Annotated in this window: 18 protein-coding genes; 7 read left to right on the top strand and 11 right to left on the bottom strand. The window is 68.5% G+C overall.

All coding sequences use genetic code 11. The annotated features are described in order from the left end of the window. Positions 1-23: 23 nt before the first annotated feature. Positions 24-728 (top strand): TetR/AcrR family transcriptional regulator, encoded by a 705-nt coding sequence (locus tag JOF29_RS18970; RefSeq protein WP_209695496.1) that lies wholly within the window; start codon positions 24-26, stop codon positions 726-728. On the opposite strand, the gene JOF29_RS18965 is transcribed toward JOF29_RS18970, so the two are convergent. Then, positions 694-1,590: a helix-turn-helix transcriptional regulator gene (locus JOF29_RS18965; protein WP_209695495.1), complete on the bottom strand. Its 897-nt coding sequence runs from the start codon at positions 1,588-1,590 to the stop codon at positions 694-696. The genes JOF29_RS18970 and JOF29_RS18965 overlap by 35 nt on opposite strands. A 140-nt stretch (positions 1,591-1,730) precedes the next feature. On the opposite strand from JOF29_RS18965, the gene JOF29_RS18960 reads away from it, so the two are divergent. Genes JOF29_RS18960 through JOF29_RS18945 form a run of 4 tightly spaced genes read left to right on the top strand, consistent with a single transcriptional unit; the run spans position 1,731 to position 7,663 of the window. Beyond that, on the top strand, positions 1,731-4,505 hold the full coding sequence (locus JOF29_RS18960; protein WP_209695494.1) for an alpha-L-rhamnosidase: 2,775 nt from the start codon (positions 1,731-1,733) through the stop codon (positions 4,503-4,505). Between the two features lie 52 nt (positions 4,506-4,557). Next, positions 4,558-5,883: an ABC transporter substrate-binding protein gene (locus JOF29_RS18955; RefSeq protein ID WP_209695493.1), complete on the top strand. Its 1,326-nt coding sequence runs from the start codon at positions 4,558-4,560 to the stop codon at positions 5,881-5,883. A gap of 5 nt (positions 5,884-5,888) precedes the next feature. Then, complete coding sequence (locus tag JOF29_RS18950) at positions 5,889-6,815, top strand: carbohydrate ABC transporter permease (protein ID WP_307863457.1); 927 nt, start codon at positions 5,889-5,891, stop codon at positions 6,813-6,815. Beyond that, positions 6,812-7,663 carry a carbohydrate ABC transporter permease gene (locus JOF29_RS18945; protein ID WP_209695491.1) on the top strand — a complete coding sequence of 284 codons (852 nt, stop codon included), beginning with the start codon at positions 6,812-6,814 and terminating at the stop codon, positions 7,661-7,663. Before JOF29_RS18950 ends, JOF29_RS18945 begins: the two co-directional genes overlap by 4 nt. On the opposite strand, the gene JOF29_RS18940 is transcribed toward JOF29_RS18945, so the two are convergent. Together JOF29_RS18940 and JOF29_RS18935 are read right to left on the bottom strand one after the other, a co-directional pair. Then, positions 7,653-8,282: a class I SAM-dependent methyltransferase gene (locus tag JOF29_RS18940; RefSeq protein WP_209695490.1), complete on the bottom strand. Its 630-nt coding sequence runs from the start codon at positions 8,280-8,282 to the stop codon at positions 7,653-7,655. The two genes, JOF29_RS18945 and JOF29_RS18940, sit on opposite strands and share 11 nt — an antisense overlap. Further along, positions 8,279-9,412, bottom strand: a complete 1,134-nt coding sequence (locus tag JOF29_RS18935) for an aminotransferase class V-fold PLP-dependent enzyme (protein WP_209695489.1) — start codon at positions 9,410-9,412, stop codon at positions 8,279-8,281. The genes JOF29_RS18940 and JOF29_RS18935 overlap by 4 nt, the downstream gene beginning before the upstream one ends. Positions 9,413-9,438: 26 nt before the next feature. Here JOF29_RS18935 and JOF29_RS18930 point away from each other — a divergent pair, with 26 nt between their 5' ends. Together JOF29_RS18930 and JOF29_RS18925 are read left to right on the top strand one after the other, a co-directional pair. Next, positions 9,439-10,191 (top strand): glycerophosphodiester phosphodiesterase family protein, encoded by a 753-nt coding sequence (locus JOF29_RS18930; RefSeq protein ID WP_209695488.1) that lies wholly within the window; start codon positions 9,439-9,441, stop codon positions 10,189-10,191. Positions 10,192-10,256: 65 nt separating this feature from the next. Next, entirely contained in the window at positions 10,257-11,630 is a 1,374-nt protein-coding gene (locus JOF29_RS18925; protein WP_209695487.1) for an MFS transporter, read from the top strand. Between the two features lie 71 nt (positions 11,631-11,701). On the opposite strand, the gene JOF29_RS18920 is transcribed toward JOF29_RS18925, so the two are convergent. The 8 genes from JOF29_RS18920 to JOF29_RS18885 all read right to left on the bottom strand — a co-directional run bounded on the left by JOF29_RS18920 (position 11,702) and on the right by JOF29_RS18885 (position 20,008). Then, positions 11,702-13,030 (bottom strand): polysaccharide lyase 6 family protein, encoded by a 1,329-nt coding sequence (locus tag JOF29_RS18920; protein WP_307863456.1) that lies wholly within the window; start codon positions 13,028-13,030, stop codon positions 11,702-11,704. Between the two features lie 90 nt (positions 13,031-13,120). Continuing rightward, positions 13,121-13,960, bottom strand: a complete 840-nt coding sequence (locus tag JOF29_RS18915) for a helix-turn-helix domain-containing protein (protein ID WP_209695485.1) — start codon at positions 13,958-13,960, stop codon at positions 13,121-13,123. Then, the gene (locus tag JOF29_RS18910) at positions 13,957-15,438 is read right to left on the bottom strand and encodes a polysaccharide lyase 6 family protein (RefSeq protein ID WP_245357662.1); all 1,482 of its coding nucleotides are present in this window, start codon (positions 15,436-15,438) and stop codon (positions 13,957-13,959) included. Before JOF29_RS18910 ends, JOF29_RS18915 begins: the two co-directional genes overlap by 4 nt. Before the next feature lie 3 nt (positions 15,439-15,441). Next, positions 15,442-16,308, bottom strand: coding sequence for a carbohydrate ABC transporter permease (locus tag JOF29_RS18905; RefSeq protein WP_209695484.1), 867 nt, complete (start codon positions 16,306-16,308; stop codon positions 15,442-15,444). Next, positions 16,305-17,240, bottom strand: coding sequence for a carbohydrate ABC transporter permease (locus JOF29_RS18900; protein ID WP_209695483.1), 936 nt, complete (start codon positions 17,238-17,240; stop codon positions 16,305-16,307). The genes JOF29_RS18905 and JOF29_RS18900 overlap by 4 nt, the downstream gene beginning before the upstream one ends. Beyond that, positions 17,237-18,562: a sugar ABC transporter substrate-binding protein gene (locus JOF29_RS18895; RefSeq protein WP_307863455.1), complete on the bottom strand. Its 1,326-nt coding sequence runs from the start codon at positions 18,560-18,562 to the stop codon at positions 17,237-17,239. Before JOF29_RS18895 ends, JOF29_RS18900 begins: the two co-directional genes overlap by 4 nt. 114 nt (positions 18,563-18,676) lie before the next feature. After that, entirely contained in the window at positions 18,677-18,895 is a 219-nt protein-coding gene (locus tag JOF29_RS18890) for a hypothetical protein (protein WP_209695482.1), read from the bottom strand. 561 nt (positions 18,896-19,456) lie between these two features. Further along, positions 19,457-20,008: a hypothetical protein gene (locus tag JOF29_RS18885; RefSeq protein WP_209695481.1), complete on the bottom strand. Its 552-nt coding sequence runs from the start codon at positions 20,006-20,008 to the stop codon at positions 19,457-19,459. Between the last annotated feature and the right edge of the window lie 12 nt (positions 20,009-20,020).

The following is a 20,020-nucleotide window of genomic DNA, read 5'->3' as shown; positions in this document are numbered from 1 at the left end:
AAGTCCATGGCGGAAGGAAAGTGATGACCGAGCTGCTCTGGGGCAAGGAACCGGCCCGCACCCGCGGCCCGAAACCGGCGATCACGCTGGCGGAGATCGCCGCGGCCGGGATCGCGATCGCGGACGCCGAAGGCCTCGACGCGGTCTCCATGCAACGGGTCGCCGACGACCTGCCGGTGACCAAGATGGCGCTGTACCGCCACGTCCCCGGCAAGACCGAACTGGTCGCGGTGATGAGCGACCAGGCGATGAGCAGCCCACCGGAACGCCCCGGCGGACCATGGCGGGAGGCGCTGCAGACCTGGGCGCTCGACCTGTACGACGGGTTCACCCGGCACCCGTGGCTGCTCCAGTCGACGATCGGACGCCGGCCGCTCGGCCCGAACGAGCTCGCCTGGATGGAACGCGGCCTCGCCGGACTCGCCGGCGCCGGCCTCACCGGCGGCGAACAGCTGGATTCGATCCTGGTGATCACCAGCCACGTGCGGAACATCGCGCAGCAATCGACGACGTTCCCCGGTCGCAGCACCGGCCTCACCGAGGAGGATCTGCAGCGGTCGCTGTCCGAGATCCTCAGCACCGAGGCCGCGCGCTTCCCCCGTCTCGTGGCCGCGATGAGTACGTCGGCCGGCAGCGAGAACCAGGGCCTGGAGTTCGGGCTGCAGCGGATCCTGGACGGTCTCGAACTGCTGATCAGCGGTAGAACAGGCTCGACGTCCGGGCATTGAAACGTTGCCGATAGGCCGACGCGGACAGCCCGTAGTGCGACTTGAACCGGCGGGCGAAATAGTTCTGGTCGGGCCAGCCGACGGACTCCCCGATCCGGTTGATCGGCAGGTCCGTGTGCAGCAGCCGATCGGCCGCGAGCTCGACCCGGTGCCGGGACAAGTACGCCATCGGGGGGACCCCGGTGACCGACTTGAACAGCCGGACCAGATAGCCCGGCGCAAGGTGCAGTTCGCCGGCCAGATCGGTCAGCGTCCACTCCCGCGCCGGGTCGGCCTCCATCATCCGCATCGCGTCGACGACCGCGGGATGCGTGACCTCCCGGCGCTCGTCCCGATCGGCGACCGTCCGCGCGACGCAGCTCAGGAACAGTGACAGCCAGCCGATCACCTCACCGCGGTGCCGGCCGATCGGCTGGTCGCGGAGCTGCCGCAGTCCGTCCAGATGCCCGACTGCCTCGGCCAGCGTCTCCGGATCGAGGTGGGTGGCGAGCATCCCGCGGCGCTGCGCGGAGAACGGCCCGGTCCACAAGAGGTAACCGAGGAGCGGATCCTCGCGCGCCCAGGCGAGCTCGCGGCGGACCAGTTCGGCCGAGAAGCAGCAGTTGTACACCTCGAGCGCGTCGCACTCGACGTACTCGTGCCAGACCCCCGGCCGGAGCAGGATCGCGTCGCCGGTCCGGAGCCGCTGGCGGCCGGCCAGGCTGTGATGGATGCCGTCGCCGCCGATTACCAGGGCCAGCTCGAAGAAGCTGTGCGTGTGCAGCGGATGCGACCGCTCGTGCACGTGCGGGCCCGCGTGCACGACCGTCCCCTCGACGAAGTGCAGCACGGTGCCGCGCGTCGTCACCGGCTCGTCGGTCATGCTTCACGATACGAGCCGAGGTGCAGATCGTGCTAGACCGAGTGCACATCGGGCTAGTGACCGACGACGACCGGTCGCAGGATCGGAGAGACCAGTGAATCGTTTCATCTGTCCTGCTCATCACTGTCGGTTGGAGTCTCATGTCGCATCTCGCCGCACCCACCGCTCTCCGCTTCGAGCACCTCGCCGCTCCGGTCGTCGGGACCGGTACCGCGAGCCCGCGGATCTCCTGGCAGGTCCCGGCCGCGGCCGCCGGCTACGCACAGACGGCGTACGAGGTCGAGATCACCCGCGACACCGCTCAGGTCTCTACTCAGGTCTATACCGAGCAGTCCCCCGACCAGGTCCTGGTGCCCTGGCCGGCCGAAGCGCTCGGTTCCCGTGAATCCGCGCAGGTCCGCGTCCGGGTCCGCGGCAGTGACAACGGGGACGACTGGAGCGAGTGGAGCGAGCCCGCGTACGTCGAGACCGGGCTGCTCGCCGCGGACGACTGGACCGCGCGGTTCGTCAGCCCGCACGACAATCCGCACGGCTCCCCCGCCCCTCTGATCTCCGGTACGGCGGACCTTCCGGACGACATCGTGAAGGCCCGGCTGTACGCGACGTCGTACGGCATCTACCTCCCGGAGCTCAACGGGCAGCGCGTCGGCACCGAGGAGCTCGCCCCCGGCTGGACGGCGTACCAGTACCGCCTGCGCTACCAGACGTACGACGTGACCGAGCTTGTTCGACCTGGCGAGAACACGCTCGAGTTCCTCCTCGGCAACGCCTGGTACCGCGGCCGCATCGGCTTCCAGGACCAGACCCAGCTGTACGGCGACCGCCTCGCCGTACTCGCTCAGCTCGAAGTCACCACCGGGGACGGCCGGCTGCACACGTTCGGCAGCGACGGCACCTGGACGTCCCGGGAGAGCAACGTGCTCGCCGACGACCTGTACGACGGCCAGACCACCGACCTGCGCAAGCAGCCCGGCGAGCCCGCGCCTGTCGACGTACTCGACTCCGACCTGACCCTCCTCGTCGCACCCGATGGCCCGCCGGTCCGGATCACCGACGTACTGCCCGCGGTCGAGATCACCACCTCGCCGTCCGGCAAGACGCTCGTCGACTTCGGGCAGAACCTGGTCGGCCGCGTCCGGCTGAAGGTCCGCGGCGGATCGGCCGGCGACGAGGTCGTGCTCCGGCACGCGGAGGTCCTCGAGAACGGTGAACTCGGCGTCCGCCCGCTCCGCACCGCGAAGGCCACCGACGTCTACGTCCTGGCCGGCCCCGACGAGGTCACCCTCGACTCGCCGCTCACCTTCCACGGCTTCCGGTACGCCGAGGTCGAGGGCGTCGCAGACCTGCGCACAGAGGACCTCGAGGGGATCGTGATCGGCAGCGATCTTCGCCGCACCGGCTGGTTCGAGTCGTCGAACGAGCTGCTCGACCGGTTTCACGACAACGTAGTGTGGGGTATGCGCGGCAACTTCGTCGACGTACCGACCGACTGCCCCCAGCGCGACGAGCGGCTCGGCTGGACCGGCGACATCCAGGTCTTCTCCCCCAGCGCGAGCTTCCTGTTCGACACCGGCGGCTTCCTCACGAACTGGCTCGCCGACCTCGCGGCCGAGCAGCAGAAGGACGGCTCCGTGCCGTTCGTCGTACCGGACGTACTGCGGAACGAGGCGCCGGCCACCGCCGCATGGGGTGACGCGGCAACGATCGTGCCGTGGGTGCTGTACGAGCGCACCGGTGACGCCGGACTGCTCGCCCGGCAGCTGCCGAGCATGCGCGCGTGGGTGGACAAAATGGCCGGCCTGGCCGGCGGCGACCTGCTCTGGTCCGGCGGTTTCCAGTTCGGCGACTGGCTCGACCCGACCGCGCCGCCGGAGAACCCGTTCCGCGCCAAGGCCGACCCCGACGTACTGGCCACCGCGCACCTCGCCCGCTCGGCCGAGGTGGTCGCCAAGGCCGCGGAAGTCGTCGGGCAGACCGACCTCGCCAGCGAGTACGCCGACCTGGCGGCGCGGGTCCGGCAGGCCTTCGCTGCCGAGTACGCCACCGAGGGCGGCCGGGTATTGAGCGACTCGGCAACGAACTACGCACTCGCGCTGCAGTGGGCGCTGCTGCCGACCGAGACCCAGCGGCAGCGTGCCGGTGCGCGCCTCGCCGACCTGGTCCGTACGTCGGGCTTCCGGATCAGTACCGGATTCGTCGGAACGCCGTTGATCGCGGACGCTCTGGCCGATTCCGGTCATCCTGACCTGGCGTACCGGCTCCTGCTACAGACAAGCTGCCCCTCTTGGCTGTACGCAGTGACGATGGGAGCGACGACGGTCTGGGAGCGGTGGGACAGCATGCTGCCCGACGGCAGCATCAACCCCGGCCAGATGACGTCGTTCAACCACTACGCCCTCGGCGCCGTCGCCGACTGGATGCACCGGCGGGTCGCGGGCCTCGCGGCGGCGGAGCCGGGCTACCGGGCCATCGACGTACGGCCGTTGTTCACCGATCAGCTCACGAAGGCCTCCGCCAAGCACCTCACGCCGTACGGCGAGGCGTCTGTCGGCTGGTCCCGCGCTGACGGACACGTCACGCTCAGCGTCACGATCCCGGTCGGCTCGCGCGCCACGGTCGACGTACCCGGGCAGGAGGCCGTCGAGGTCGGGCACGGTACGCACGAGTGGACCGTGGACGACCCGTACGCCACGGCGCCAGCACTGCCCGCGGACGCCACCGTTCGTCAGATCGTCGACAATCTGCCGATCTGGACCGCGCTCGCGGCCGCCGCGGTCGAGAGCGGATTCGTCACCGACGACGCCGAACTCGCCGGCCGCTTCGAGCGCTACCTGGACCAACCGGCCGGCGCCCTCGCCGAGGCCACCGACCCGGAGGCCGTGAAGGCCGCGCTCGGCGCACTCCTGCACCACTGACCCACTAGCCCAGACCGCCCCGCTGCCCCGTACATCCCCTTTGGAGGTCACGATGAGGTTCCGCCCAGGAGCCAGCGGACTCGCACTGCTGGCAGTCTGTTCACTCACGCTTGCCGGCTGCAGCGCGGGCAGTCTCGGGTCCAGCTCCGGTTCCGGCAGCAGCGGATCGGTCGAGCTCAGCTACCTGATCGGCAATCAGGACCAGGATCTGAAGAACGCGCAGCAACTGGTGAAGGACTTCACCGCGAAGAACGCCGGGATCACGATCAAGATCGAGACCCGGCCGGCCGGCACCGAGGGCGACAACATCGTCAAGACGCGGCTGTCGACCGGCGACATGCCGGAGGTGTTCAACTACAACACCGGGTCGTTGTTCCAGGCGATCGCGCCACAGAAGAACCTGGTGTCGCTGAGCGACCAGCCGTATGTCGGCACCCTGGACGACAACTTCAAGAACACCGTGACCGCCGACGGGCAGGTGTACGGCGTGCCCGTCGGCGGGTTCATGGGCGGCGCGGTGCTCTACAACATCCCGATCTACAAGCGGCTCGGGCTGACGCCGCCGAAGACCTGGGCCGAGTTCATGGCCAACAGCGCGAAGATCAAGGCGGCCGGGATCACGCCGGTGATCCAGACCTACGGGGAGACCTGGACGGCTCAGTTGTTCGTCCTCGGCGACTTCCACAACGTCGCGGCCGCGGAGCCGGACTTCGCCGACAAGTACACGAAGAACCAGGCGAAGTACGCGACATCGCCGGCGGCGCTGCAGGGATTCGTGCACACCGAGGCCGTCCACGACGCGGGCTTCGAGAACAAGGACTTCGCCTCGGCCAAGCTGCCGGACGGACTCAAGATGCTGGCCACCGGCCAGGGTGCGCAGTACCCGATCCTGTCCGGCGTGGTCGCCAACATGATCGCCACCTACCCCGACGCGGCCAAGAACGTCGGACTGTTCGCATTGCCTGGTGACGACGCGAGCAAGAACGGCCTGACCGTGTGGACCCCGGGCGCCGACTACATCCCGAAGACCACGACCGGCGCCAAGCTGGACGCGGCCAAGAAGTTCCTCGCGTTCATCGCCAGCCCGGACGGCTGCAAGTCGCAGGCCACCGCCGGCGCACCGACCGGTCCGTACGCGGTCAAGGGCTGCACGCTGCCGACCGACGTACCGCAGGCGATCAAGGACATGCAGCCGTACCTCGACAAGCCGGGCGCGTCCAGCCTGGCGCTGGAGTTCGTGTCCCCGGTCAAAGGCCCGTCGCTGTCGCAGATCACGGTCGAGGTCGGCTCCGGGATCCGGAAGGCGAAGGACGGCGCCGCCAGGTACGACGAGGACGTGAAGAAGCAGGCACAGCAACTGGGACTGGCGGGCTGGTGAGGTCGGTGGCGATCACCTCGGTGAAACCACGAGCGAGCGCCCAGACTGCCGCGACCACGTCGACGTCCGGATCCAAGGTCTACCGGCCGTACTCGAACTGGTTCTACCTCCCGACAGCGATCATCTACGGCGTCCTGTTCCTGGTCCCGACCTTCGCCTCTCTCTACTTCAGCCTGACCCGGTGGAGTCTGTTCGATTCGAAGTTCGTCGGGCTGGACAACTTCAAGCTGTTCTTCCAGGAGCCGGCGCTGGTCAAGGGGTTCACCAACACGCTGATCTACGCGGTCGTCACCTCCGGGTCGAAGGTGGTGCTCGGGCTGCTGCTCGCGGTCCTGCTGACCTCGCAGATCGTTGCCCGCGGCTACCTCCGGTCGGTGGTGTTCTTCCCGGTGCTGGTCTCCACGATCGGCGTCGGACTCACCTTCACCGTGCTGATGAATCCCGAGCGCGGCCTGATCAACGGTGCGCTCAGCGTGGTCGGCATCAACGGTCCGGGCTGGCTGACCGACCCGAAGTGGGCGCTGCTGTCGGTGGCCGCGGTCGACGTCTGGAAGGGCGTCGGCCTGGCCACGCTGATCTACATCGCGGGGATCGTGTCGATCCCCCGTGAGTACATCGAGGCGGCCCGGGTCGACGGAGCCGGGTCCTGGGAGACGTTCCGGCGGATCGTGCTGCCGCTGTCCCGGCCGGCCACCGTCACCGTGATCATCCTGTCCCTGATCGGTGGGCTGCGGTCCTTCGACCTGATCTGGGCGATGACGCAGGGCGGCCCGGGATTCACCTCGGACGTGATCGCGTCGGTGATCTACAAGCAGTACCAGGCCGGGTTCTACGGCCTGTCGACCGCGGGCAACGTGGTGCTGTTCGTCACCGTCACCGCGATCGTCCTCCCGCTCTCACGATTCCTGAACCGCAAGGAGGTGGACATGTGAGCACCGCAGAACTCGTCAACCATCGGCCCGCGCGCAAGTGGGCGTTGAGCGCGGTCGCGATCGTGGTCTCGATCGTGGTGTTCATCGTCCCGTTCGCGTTCATCGTGCTGACCGCGGTGAAGGACCGCACGCAGTCCGCGGACCTGAACTTCGCCTGGCCGCAGCAGTTCCGCTTCGTGCAGAACTTCATCGAGGTCGTCCAGGCCCGCGACTACATGCTGGTCATCGCCTTCATCAACAGCACGATCCTCACCGTGGCCAGCGTCACCGGCATGGTGGTGCTGTCCGCGATGGCAGGGTTCGTCCTGCAACGCCGGAAGAGCCGCTGGAACGGGTACATCAACTTCCTCGTCCTGGCCGGGCTGATCATTCCACCGGCCGTCGTGCCGACCATCTGGGTGCTGCAGAAGCTGGGCCTGTTCAAGACGATGCCAGGCCTGATCCTGATCGAGATCGCCTTCGGTCTGTCGTTCTGCATCCTGCTGTTCCGGGCCTTCGTGTCCACCATTCCCCGCGAACTCGACGAAGCCGCCGTCATCGACGGCGCCGGCCCGCTCGGGCTGTTCTTCCGGGTCATCTTCCCGCTGCTCAGATCGGTGATCGTCACGGTCGTCGTGGTGCAGTCCGTCGCGGTCTTCAACGACTTCACCAACCCGCTGTACTTCCTCCCCGGCGACCAGAACGCGACCGTCCAGCTGACCCTCTACAACTTCAACAGCCAGTTCTCGACGCAGTACAACCTGCTGTTCATGAACATCCTGCTGATCACGATCCCGCCGTTGATCATGTTCCTGTTCTTCAACCGCCAGATCGTCGCCGGCATGACCTCCGGAGCGATCAAGGGGTAGCAGGTTTGCGCACGATGAGCGCGGCCTGCCCGGCGTCCTTCTCGGCGGGCAGGGCCGCGCGCGTCAGTGTCGCCACCTCCACGAACCCGGCGTCCGCGAGCAGGCCTACGACCTCCGGTACGGCGTACATGTAGACCTGCAGGTCGACGTCGTGACCGTACGCCTGCGTCAGCGGCCGGCTGCCGTCGCCGACCTTGAACCCGTGCACCAGCACACCGCCCGGCCGCAGCACCCGGAACAGCTCGGCGAGGGCCTTCGGCAGGTCCTCGCGCGGGGTGTGGACCAGTGAGTACCACGCGAGCGCCGCCGCCAGCTCGCCGTCCTTCAGGTCCAGGTCGAACAACGACCCGACCTCGAAGCGGAGCTCCGGGTACTCCCGCCGCGCCACCTCGATCATCCCCGGGGTCAGATCCATCCCGAACACATCGAGCCCCAGACCGTCCAGGTACGACGTGATCCGCCCAGTCCCGCACCCGAGATCCCCCACAGGCCCGTCCTGGACGAGCGCGGCGAAGTAGTCGAGCGCTCCCGTCTCGAACGGATCCGCCCGGTGGTAGTCCTTCAGAATCGCGTGATAGTCGGCGGCAGCGGTGTTGTAAGACCCTTGGATGTCGTTCACGCGAGGAGCCTAGGCAGGCCCTCCGACAGTTTCTCGTAGTCGGCCAGTGAGTTGTAGGCGTGCGCGGACAATCGGATGAACTTCCGGTCCTCGAATCCAGTGAACGTGATCTCCGCCTTCAGCTCCCGCGACACCCGGATCTTCAGCGCGTCACCGCCGGACAGGTCGACCGACGACGGCAGCTCGACCAGCCGCATCGTCGCCGGCGGGTGCGCGACGTCCGCGACACCGGTCCCGAGCGCCTTCGCGAGGACCCGCGCGCCCTCCTCGACCAGCGCGGTCAGCTGCGGGCGACGGGCCGGCCAGTCCAGCTCGGCCAGCACCCGCAGCGACTCCGGTGCGGCGATCCACGGCGCGTAGTCGTACGTACCCTGCATGTCGAACCGCTCCGGCATCCGCTCGTCGTACTCCGACCACGACACGATCAGCGGCATCGACGCCGACCGCCAGCGCTCCGCGACGACCAGCCCGGCGGTCGCCCGCGGCGCGGCCGGCCACTTGTGGAAGTTCCCGGTCCAGAAGTCGGCTCCCGCGGCGGCCGGCGCGTCGATCAGGGCCGGAGCGTGCGCGCCGTCGACCACGACCGGTACGCCGCGGTCGTGGGCGGCGGCCACCAGCGCCTCGACCGGGAACACCTTCGCCGTACCGGAGGTGATCTGGTCCACGATCAGCACCGCGGCGTTGTCCAGCTGGTCGGCGATCAGCGCGACCACGGTCCGGTCGTCGGCCTCCAGCGGGATCCCCACGTTCACGACCTCGGCGCCGTACCGCTCCGCGAACCGCTCGGCGGCGTACCGGACCGCGCCGTACGCGTGGTCGGTCAGCACGATCCGGCTGCCCGCCGCAATCGGCAGGGTCTGGAGCGCGACCGTCACTCCGGCGCTGGCGTTCGGGACCAGGGCGAACCCGGCCGGGTCGGTCTCCAGGAACGCGGCGAGCGCCAGCCGGCTCGCGGTCAGGCGGTCGGCGACAGTCCGGAACCAGACCATCGGGTTGGCGTCCATCTCGGTCCGCAGGCCGGCCATCACCTCCTGGGTGCGGCGCGGCACGGCGCCGTACGAACCATGGTTGAGGTGCAGGACGTCCGGATCGAGGGTCCACAGATCGGGGCGGGGGCTGAGTACCGTCACCGACCCAACGGTACATACTTCAGGATGTGTATCCGTACCTCGTCCACGACGGCCCGATCGCGATGGCGCACCGCGGCGGCGCCGACCACCCGGACCTGGTCGGCTACGAGAACTCGCTCCGCGCCTTCCAGCACGCCGTGGACCTCGGATATCGGTACGTCGAGACCGACCTGCACGCCACCAGCGACGGGGTGGTGATCGCGTTCCACGACCACAAGCTGGACCGGGTCACCGACCGGACCGGCCCGATCGCCGAGCTGCCCTGGTCCGAGGTCAGCAAGGCGCGGATCAACGGCCACGAGCCGATCCCCCGCCTGGACGAGCTGCTCGAGCACTTCCCGGACGTCCGGTTCAACCTCGACGTCAAGGCGGAGGGCGGCCTGGAGCCGTCGGCCGCCGTACTGCGGGCCGCGAACGCGATCGACCGGGTCTGCGTCTCGTCGTTCTCGCAGTCCCGCGTCAACCGGATGCGCAAGCTGCTCGGGCCGCGGCTCTGCACGGGGTACGGGCAGTGGGAGATCGCGCTGATCCGGTTCCTGCCGATCGCGCTCCCGTCGCGGGGCGCCTGCCTGCAGATCCCGGAGCGGTACGGCGCCCTGCACCTGCTCACGCCGGGGCTGATCGAGCGGGCGCACGCGCGCGGCAAGCAGGTGCACGTGTGGACCGTCGACGACGCGGACGACATCCGCCGGCTGCTCGACGCCGGGGTGGACGGGATCATCACCGACCGAACGGACATCCTCCGCGACGTACTGATCGAACGGGATCAGTGGCGTTAATCGGGCACTGAAGTGTTATCCGTCGGTACGCCGCGACGTACCCAGGTGATGACACACTTCCGCGCATGGGACTTCTTTCCGCCCCGGACGGTGTGGACAAGCGTGAGTACTGGGGATTCAGCCTGTTCGACTGGGCGAACTCCGGTTATGTCACCACGGTCGCGACGGTGCTGTTCGCGCCGTACCTGACCTCGGTCGCCGAGACCGACGCCTGCGGGTACGTCGGTACCACCGAGCGGCCGTGCACCACCGACCTGCACGTTCTCGGGCTCGCGATCTCCCCCGGCTCGCTGGCGTTCTACGTGGTCACGGTCGCGACACTGGCGTCGGCGCTGTTCCTGCCCGTGGTCGGGGCGATCGCGGACCGGATGGCCCGCAAGAAGCTGCTGATGTGCGGGTTCGCCTGGGTCGGGTCGGTGTCCGCCTGCTGCATGGTGTTCGTCGGCGGCGGGCGCTGGGGGCTCGGCGCGCTACTGCTCTTCATCGGCAACGTGTGTCTGGGCTCCGCACTGGTCGTCTACGACTCGATCCTGATCGACATCTCTCCCCCGGACCAGCGCGACGCGGTCTCGTCGCGGGCCTGGGCGTTCGGGTACGCCGGTGGCTTCCTCCTGCTCGCGATCAACCTGGCCGTGGTCACCGCGCACGACGCGCTCGGGATGAGCCAGGGCGCCGCGGTCCGGCTCAGCCTGCTCAGCGCCGGCGTGTGGTGGGGACTGTTCACGATCATCCCGTTCGTCCGGCTGCGGAACCGGCCGCCGGTGAGCGTCGAGCCGGTCGGCAGCCGCGGGCTGGTGCGGCAGAGCTTCGGGCAGCTCGCGGCGACCCTGCGGCACATCCGGACCTACCCGATGACGTTGCTGTTCCTGGTCGCCTACCTGTTCTTCAACGACGGGATCCAGACGGTGATCTCGGTGTCGTCGACGTACGGCGAGAAGCAGCTCGGGTTCCAGACGCAGGTGCTGATCGCGACCATCCTGATGGTCCAGTTCGTCGCGTTCTTCGGGGCGATCGTGTTCGGGCGGGTGGCGGCGCGGTACGGCGCGCACCGGACGATCACCGGCGGGCTGGTGATCTGGATGCTGATCGTGATCGCCGGGTTCCTGCTTCCGGCGCACCGGATCGTGCCGTTCCTGGCGATGGGGGCCGCGATCGGGATCGTGCTGGGCGGGACCCAGGCGCTGTCCCGGTCCGCCTTCAGCCAGCTGATCCCGAAGGGCCGCGAGGCGGAGTACTTCGCGCTGTACCAGGCCGGCGAACGCGGAACGTCGTGGCTCGGCACGCTGGTGTTCGGTCTCGTCCACCAGCTCACCGGCTCGTACCGCCCCGCGATCGTCGCCCTCGGCATCTTCTTCGTGATCGGCCTCGCCCTGCTCACCCGCGTCGACATGCGCCGCGGCATCCGCGAAGCCGGCAACACCCAGCCAAGCGTCGTCTAGGCACCCGGCCCTCGACGCCCGGTCCTCGACACCCGGCCAGGCGTCGACCGGCGCCCAGCCAGGCGTCGCGGCTACGCCGCGTTCGGGCCTACGTCTGTAGTCGTCAGAGGTCGTCGGACCGGCTGCGCCGTCGAGTACTCATCCGCTCCCACGTCGTACGGCGCCGTCCGCACCTCCCCATCGAGGTCATCGGCGACCTGGCCCGAATGGTTCAGGCTCGCCGCGTTCGCGGCCGCGCTGCCTGCGCCGAGCCGGTACACACCGTCGGTCCCCGCCGCCAGCTTCGGATCGGCGCGGGTGAAACCGGCCGCCGGCAGGTTCCCGTCCGTCGCCGCGCCCCACGTGATGTTGCCCGACCACGTGATCCCGTCGAGGTACGGCATCGACACCAGCTGACCGCTGTTGCCGACCATCAGATTGTCGGCAATCACACAACCCAACGGCGGCACCGTCCGCTGACTCTCCCCCGCGACCGCCTGACCGTTGTTCCGCAGCGTGTTCAGCACGATCGTCACCCGGTCCGGCGCGTCGTTCCCGGTCCGGGAACTCGGCGGCTCCCCCTCGTAGTGGTCCCGTTCCGTCCCGCTCCCGAGCACCACCCCCGCACTACCGACCCCGTCCACATAGTTGTTGACAATCAGATGATCGTTCCCGTAGATCCGGATCCCGTTGCTCCCGGCCACCAGATAGTTGCTTTCGACCCGGTTGTTGTTCCCGTGCCGCAATACGATCCCGCCCACCGACGACCGGACCGTGTTGTACCGGATCGTGTTCCCCGACGACTTGACCGAGATCGCCTCGGGATCCCCGTTGCAGCGCTCGAACAGGTTGTACTCCACGATCGCGTCGGCCGTACTGAGCGCCCGGCTGCTCACCCCCAACCGGATCGGCTCGCCGCCGTTCGCACCGCCGTACGTGTGGTCGCGGAAGTAGTTGCGCAGGATGTACGTCCGCTGCGCCATCGCCTCGGATCCCGGGCCGTCGATCACCAGGTAGACGCCGGCCGTGGACTTGTCGTGGAAGGTGTTCCGGTCGATCTTCGCGTCGTCGCCGCGCACCACGACCCAGTGCCCGGCCGCGGCCGCGAGCTGGAAGTCGTTGCGGGTCAGCCGGATCCGCGCGCAGTCCACCGGGATCTCCAGCGTCGTACTCTGCCGGAAAGCGAAACCGCTGATCGTCACGTCCGACGACCCGCTGAACACGAAGCTCTGCTCGCCGGTCAGCACGACGCCGCCCCGGCTCTGCGCCACGATCGTGATCGGCGCGGCACTACTGCCGTGCCGGCCGCTGACCGTGATCGGCGACCCCGACGGTACGGCGTACGTACCGTTGGCGACCGTGATCGTGGTCCTGGCCGTCGCACTGTCGATTGCCTGCTGCAACTGCGCCAGCGAAGTCACAGGAGCTGCAAAGGCAGGCGTTGCGCTCCCGACCGCGAGCGCAACGGCCCCACTACTGATCAAAAAGGTACGACGATCCATCCGAGTCTCCTAGCTGCTTGGGCGGTACAACTTTCGGTACTCGCTCGGGGTCACCGAACTCACCTGTCGGAAGACCTTCGAGAAATAGGACTGATCCATCCCGACCGCGGCCGCGATCTCCTCCATCGGTCGCGCGGTCGTCGACAGCTCACGCTGGGCCCACTCGATCCGGGCCCGTTTGATGTACTGCTTCGGCGACAGCCCGAACTCGGTCCGGAAGTGCCGCAGGAACGTCGCCAGGTCGTACCCGAACACCGCGGCCAACTCCTCCACGCTCGGCAGCGTGGCGAGGTTGCCCTGGATGTACTTGACGATCCCGGACTCGGTCGTCTGCTGCGGCGACAACCGCACCGAGCCGGGCGGCGCACTGTCCAGGAAGTGCGCGAACAGCGCGGTGAGCGCCGACCGCATCCGCAGCGGCGTCGACAGACCCGGCGGATCCCGGTCCGCCGCGCCGACCTGCTCGAACAGCGCCGCCGCCTCCTCCGGAGCCTTGCTCGGCACGATGTACGGCAACGTCATCAGCTCGCCGATGTCCCGGTCGCCGATCAGCGCCGAGAAATGCAGCCAGTGCTTGCGGAACACGTTGTCGCTGATGGTCTCGTACGACACCGGCACGTCGGCCGGTGTGTACACGAGCTCGCCGGGCTGCGGGTACAGCTCCTGATCGCCGACGACGAGGCGCCCCTCGCCCTCGAGGATCAGGTACAACCGTGAGAACGGGTCGGGCATCAGCGCCCGCGACCACTCGCGGTGCACCTTCGTGATCCGGGCCGCGACCACCAGGTCCAGTCGCAGCCGGTCCAGGTACGACCGGATGATCTCCTGCTCTCCGACCGCGGTGCTCATCGCGCGTGCGGTCCGACGTCGACGGGGGTCAAGGGGCGGTACGCCGGGCGCCGCGGCGAGTACTCGTCAGCGCCGACGTCCGCCGCCCGACCGGTCCGATGGTCACCGTCCAGGTCCCGGGGAACGTCCGGGTACGCCCGGGACGCCGCGTTGATCGCGGGACTGCCGGACGTCAGCCGGCGTACCCCGTCGGTCCCGGCCGCGAGCCGTGGGTCGACGCGGGTGAAGGCCACGGCGGGTGCGTTGCCGTCCGTGCCCTGTCCCCAGTGGATGTTGCCCGCCCAGGTGATGCCGTCCTGGAACGGCATGTTCACCAACTCTCCGCTGTCTGCCACCAGCAGATTGTCCGTCACCGCGCAGTCCAGCGGCGGCAGGGTCCGGTGGCTCTCGCCGACGATCCCGGACTCGCAGTCCAGCACGGTGTTCAGCGCGATCCGGACCCGATCGGGGGCGTCGTTGCCGGTCCGGGACTTCGACGGCTCGCCCGGGTAGTGGTCGCGCACGCTGCCGCTGCCCAGTACGACGCCGGCGTTGCTGATCCGCTCGAGGTAATTGTTGACAATCAGATGATCGTTGCCGTAGATCCGGATCCCGTTCTGGCCGGACAGCAGGTAGTTGCCGTCGACGCGGGTCCCGTTGCCGTGCCGCAGCACGATGCCGCCCATGCTGTCGCGGAACGTGTTGTGCCGCACGGTGTTGCCGGACGACTTCACCGAGACCGCCTCGGGGTCGCCGTTGCAGCGCTCGAACAGGTTCAGTTCGACGACGGCCGCGGCCGTGGACAACGCCCGCGGACTGACCCCGAGCCGGATCGGCTCGCCGCCGTTGTCGCCCGGGAACGTGTGGTCGCGGAAGTAGTTGTGGTGGATGTGCACACCGACGGCCATCTGGTCGGTGCCGGCGCCCTCGATGCCCAGGTAGATGCCGAGCTTCGACTTGTCGTGGAACTCGTTGTGGTCGAACTCGGTGTGGTCACCCCGGATCATCACCCAGTGCAGGCCCTCGACATCGGCCAGTTGGAAGTCGTTGCGGGTCAGCCGGATCCGCCTGCAGTCCGGCGGTACGTCGAACGTCGTGGTCTGCCCGCGGAACGCGAACCCGCTGATCGTGACGTCCGACGACGCACTCAGCACGAAGCTCTGCTCGCCGGTCAGTACGACGCCGCCGACGGATTCCGCCCGTACGACGACGGGCTCGTCGCAGGTGCCGCGCGTGCCGGTGATCGCGATCGGCGATGTCACCTCATAGGTGCCGTTGGCAACCGTGACCACTGTGCCCGGCTTCGCCGCGGCAATCGCGGCGCGGAGCTCGTCGAGCGAGTGAACGAGCCGGCCAGTCGGGCCGGGTGCCGCAGGCAACGTTCCGGGTGCCGCAGGCAACGTTCCGGCTGCGGCGGGCAGCGTGCCGGCCGCGGCCATCAGGCCGATGCCGGCTACCCCGGCCACGCCGGTTGTCGCGATGAAGGTACGACGGTCCATGTCTCACCCCTTGAGTGCGCCGGAGGTCAGGCCCCGGGCGAACGAACGCTGGAAGAAGAGGAACACCAGTACGGAAGGAAGCAGCGCGAGCAACGACGCGGCGAGGACGACACCGGGCGTGACCGCCGGGTCGATCCGCAACGTCCGCAGCGCGAGCGGGAGCGTGTAGGCCTTGGCGTTCTGGGCGACCAGCAGCGGCAGCAGGTACTGGTCCCAGATCATCGTGAAGCCGAACACCCCGATCACGCCGAGCGCCGGCTTGCACAGCGGCAGGATGATCTGCCCGAAGATCCGGAACTCGCCGGCCCCGTCGATCCGGGCCGCCTCCTCGAGCTCCGGCGGTACATCTTTCATGAACTCGGTCATCACCAGGATCGAGAACGCCCAGGCGCCGAGCGGGACGATCATCCCGGCCAGCGTGCCCATCAGGTTCAGGTGCACCAGCGGCAGGTCGGCGAGCACCAGCGTGAGTGGTAGCGCGAGGATCTCCTCGGGCAGCATCATCGTGGCCAGGATCGCGACCATCACCAGCGTCATCAGCGGGAACTTCTTCCGGGCCAGCGCGTACCCGGCCAGCACCGACACCGCCACCTGCAGCAGCAGTCCGAAGCCGACCACGAAGAACGAGTTCAGCAGGTACCGCAGTACGCCGTGGCCGAACGCGATCCGGAAGTTGTCCAGCGTCGGCGTCTTCGGTACGACGCTCAGCTGGGTCGGGTCCGACACGTGGTTGAAGGAGCCGACCAGCAGCGCGAGCAGCGGCCCTGCGAAGATTGTGAACAATCCGACGTAGATCACGAACTTGGCGATCCGGGCGCCGACGCCCTTGCTCTCGGTGAGACCGAGCGCGGTCTCGGTGGCAGCACTCATGCGGATCTCCTCCGTCGCAGCAGCTGGACGCAGACGGTCAGCACGAGCGTCGCGGCGAACAGCAGCACCGCACCGGCCGAGCCGACACCGAGCCGGCTCTGCTCCAGGCCCAGCTTGTAGATCAGCGTCATCACGACCTCGGTCGAGCCGTTCGGTCCGCCGTTGGTCAGCAGGAACACCTCGGTGAAGGTCCGGAACCCGCGCACCGCGGCCAGCACGAACAGGATCGCGAACACCGGCCGGAGCCCGGGCAGCGTGACGTGCACGATCCGCTTCCAGGTCGACGCGCCGTCCACTGTCGCGGCCTCGTACAGCCCGCGGTCGATGCCTGCCAGCCCGGCGAGGAAGATCATCATGTCGTACGGCGCACCCCGCCAGATCCCGGTCACCGCGATCGAGGCGAGCGACGTGTGCGGGTCGTTGATGAACCCGGACGGTCCGAGGCCGACCAGACCGATGACCTGGTTGATCAGGCCGTCGCCGGTCGGGTGGTACATGATCCGCCAGAGCTCGGCGGTGACGGCCAGCGGTACGACGACCGGCAGGAACGCCGCCGACCGGATGAAGCTCAGCTTGCGGGTCTGTCCCTCGACCAGCAGCGCGAGGCAGAACCCGAGGAGCATCGAGCCGGCCGTCTGGCCGACCGCGAGCACCACGGTGTTCCAGGCGGCGGAGCGGAACCCGTCGTCGCCGAGGATCTCCGAGTAGTTCGCGCCGCCGACCCACCGGTTGCCGAGGTACGGTCGGACGTCCTGTACCGACATCCCGATCGCCTGCGCCATCGGGATGAACTTGAAGTACGCGAACAGCACCAGCGCCGGAGCCAGGAACAGCCAGGGGATCCACCACTGGCCGTTCCGCCGGCGCCGGCCGGCAGCCGCCGGCGCGCGTTGCGCCGGGGCCGGCAACCGCGTTGCTTCCCGAACACTCACGACGCGCCGATGCCCTGCTGGTTCAGCGTGTCACCGAGCTTCTGGTCGAGCTTCTTCAGTTCGGAGTCCAGGTCCAGGCCGCAGTCCGCGATCAGCGCGTTCACCGTGTCCGCGGTGCTCTGCCGGATCGGCGTCCAGTTCGGTACCGACGGGGCATAGCGGCCGTGCTCCTTGTACACGTCGGCGTACAGCTTCCAGCGCGGGTCGGGGCGGACCGTGCTGATGTCGACGTTCTTGTTCACCGGCAGTTGCACGATGAACGCTTTCTCACCCTCCATGCCGACCTTCTGACCGGCCTCGGAGATGGCGTACGACGCGAACCCGTTCTGCGCGGCTTCGTTCTTGGAGCCCGCCATCAGGTAGACGCTGCCGCCCTCGGCCAGCACGGTCGAGTCCTTCGGGCCTTGCGGCATCGCGACGACCTCGTACTTGTCCTTGCCGAGCGAGGAGTCGAACCGCGGCATCAGGTACGGACCGACGACGTACATGCCGGTCTTCCCGGCCTCGAACGTCTCGTTGGCCGGCGGCGTGTCCATCGTCGCGGCACCCGGCTGGATCACCTTCGACGTACAGGCCAGGTCGCGGAACCACTTGGTCGCGGCCTCCGACTCCGGCGTGCTCATCGCGGGCTTGTACTTGCCGTCGGCACCCTTCGCGACGAAGTCACCGCCGCCGGCCCAGAGGAAGTTCGAGAAGTACCAGGAGGCATACCCGCGCTTGGTCGAGCCGGGGACGGCCAGCCCGTACGTGTCGGCCTTGCCGTTGCCGTCCGGGTCCTGGGTGGTGAAGGCCTTCGCCAGGGTGACCATCTGGTCCCAGGTCGTCGGGGCGGGCAGGTTCACCTTCTTCAGCCAGTCCTTGCGGATCAGCAGCGCGGAGGCCTGCGCGGAGTACGGGACGCCGTACGTCTTGCCGTCGGCGGCGCGGGCTGCGGCCAGAGCCGGCTCGAGCAACTGGTCGCTGCCCTTGATCGCGGACAGGTCGACCTCGCGCACGATGCCCTGGCTGACCATCGTGCCGAGCTGCGACGAGTCGTTCATCACGATGTCCGGCAGGTCCTTCTGGGCGGCGCGCTGGGCCAGCTTGGTCTCGAAGTCGTCGAAGATCGCGGTCACCTCGACCTTCTGCCCGGTCGCCTGCTCGAAGGCGGCCGCGAGCTTCTTCATGCCCTTCTCGCCGTCGCCGCCTGGCGTCGTCCGCGCCCACAGTTCGAGCGGTGCCTTCGGATCCTGCTCCGCCTTCGCGGCTCCGTTCGTACCGCAGGCGGCCAGCGTCAGGGCAACCCCCACCCCCGCGGCCAGGACTCTGAATGACCTGATCACAGTCGTGCCAACTTCCGTCTCGAGAGGCCAATTTGTACTTTTTGGGCCTCATTTCGTCGGAAGATAGCGCTTTCCAAGCGCAGCCGTCAATGACTCATCGGATCTCTGGGGTGCTCAGGCAGGTACGACGGAGCCCACGAACGCGCGCACCTGATCCGCGGTCGGGCGGACGCCCGTACGGTCGGCGAACAGCAGCTGGGTGGAGCCGATCAGCGTCAGCCCGAGGACGTCGGTGTCGGCGCTCGCCGGGATCCGGCCGTACGTCTGCTCCGCCGCCAGGTAGTCCCGGATGACCTGGCCGGCCTCGGTCAGGATCGGTACGCCGGTCGGCACGTCCTTCCGCAGGCGCGCCCCGCAGCAACACTTCACCCTGCGCGTGCAGCAAAGGCCCGGAGTTGGAGGTGGTCGATGTCGGTTGTGGGACTGGGATTGCAGCTCGGCAACTGCAGGCGGCCGGGTGCTCGGTGTGGAAGTCGACCAGCGAATGGCTGCCTACGCGCGGACCACCGGGGTCAAGGTGGAGGTGTCGCCGTTCGCGTCGTGGGACCCGAAGGGGCGGACGTACGACGCGCTGGTCGCGGGTATGACCTGGCACTGGGTCGAACCGCCGAAGGCCTCGGCACCGCGTTCACCGCCGTCGAGCGCCCGACCTTCCCGTGGTCCCGCACTAAACCCGCGACGAATGGCTCGACCAGCTCCGCACCAGCGGCATAGCGCAGCCGCTCGCCGACGCAGGCAAGCTCGACTCCGTACTCGAGCGAACCGGCGTCGCACTCTTCGCGACCCGGGCGCACGGATCGGAGGCGGACCGCCAGGCCATCACAATTCGCCACGAGCACCGCGCGTCACGCTCAGCGGCGCGCGGCCGGCCCAATTGTGATGGCCTGGGGATCCTCAGCGCGACGACGGCGTCGCGTTCGGCCCGCGGAACCCGCCGCCGAACGAACCCTGGCGGACGGTGTTCGCGGTGATCGTGCCGTTCGAGTCCTGCCCGCTGACGACGACCTGTTCGCCGGCCTTCAGATCCGCCGCGGTGCCCTTCGAGGTGATCTCGTACGTCGTGTCGCCGGTGAGCTTCACCGTGACGTTGCCGGACTGCGTCTTCACGACGAGCTGCGACGAGTTCGCGGACACGACCGTACCGATCGTCCCGCCACCCTGCCCACCGCCTTGGCCACCACCGGCGGTGCCAGGCCCGTTCGTCCCGCGGTAGCCGCCGTACCCGCCGAAGCCGCCGCGACCGGCCTGCGGCTGGTTCGACGTGCTGGTCGACGCGAACGCGGCGTGCAACCCGGCGCCACCCGCGAGGCCGATGGCGAGCACCACGATGCCGGCCAGGATCGCAGTCGCGAGCGGCAGGTTGAGGGTCTTCTTCGGCTTCAGCGCCGCGTCGACCTCCTCGTCGGACCCGATCTGGGCGAACTCGTCGGGGGTCTGGTCACTCATAGCAGGGGCCTC

Origin of the sequence: Kribbella aluminosa, from assembly GCF_017876295.1 — a bacterium.
In the GTDB taxonomy this organism is placed as follows: domain Bacteria; phylum Actinomycetota; class Actinomycetes; order Propionibacteriales; family Kribbellaceae; genus Kribbella; species Kribbella aluminosa.
Note: the sequence above shows the minus strand (reverse complement) of the source record. Positions and strands in the feature narration are given on the sequence as shown.

What these genes read in the sequence shown, in the direction of transcription:
- JOF29_RS18970 (WP_209695496.1), top strand. Translation starts at nt 24, where the DNA reads ATGACCGAGCTGCTCTGGGGCAAGGAACCGGCCCGCACCCGCGGCCCG.
- JOF29_RS18965 (WP_209695495.1), bottom strand. Translation starts at nt 1,590, where the DNA reads ATGACCGACGAGCCGGTGACGACGCGCGGCACCGTGCTGCACTTCGTC.
- JOF29_RS18960 (WP_209695494.1), top strand. Translation starts at nt 1,731, where the DNA reads ATGTCGCATCTCGCCGCACCCACCGCTCTCCGCTTCGAGCACCTCGCC.
- JOF29_RS18955 (WP_209695493.1), top strand. Translation starts at nt 4,558, where the DNA reads ATGAGGTTCCGCCCAGGAGCCAGCGGACTCGCACTGCTGGCAGTCTGT.
- JOF29_RS18925 (WP_209695487.1), top strand. Translation starts at nt 10,257, where the DNA reads ATGGGACTTCTTTCCGCCCCGGACGGTGTGGACAAGCGTGAGTACTGG.
- JOF29_RS18915 (WP_209695485.1), bottom strand. Translation starts at nt 13,960, where the DNA reads ATGAGCACCGCGGTCGGAGAGCAGGAGATCATCCGGTCGTACCTGGAC.
- JOF29_RS18910 (WP_245357662.1), bottom strand. Translation starts at nt 15,438, where the DNA reads ATGGACCGTCGTACCTTCATCGCGACAACCGGCGTGGCCGGGGTAGCC.
- JOF29_RS18905 (WP_209695484.1), bottom strand. Translation starts at nt 16,308, where the DNA reads ATGAGTGCTGCCACCGAGACCGCGCTCGGTCTCACCGAGAGCAAGGGC.
- JOF29_RS18885 (WP_209695481.1), bottom strand. Translation starts at nt 20,008, where the DNA reads ATGAGTGACCAGACCCCCGACGAGTTCGCCCAGATCGGGTCCGACGAG.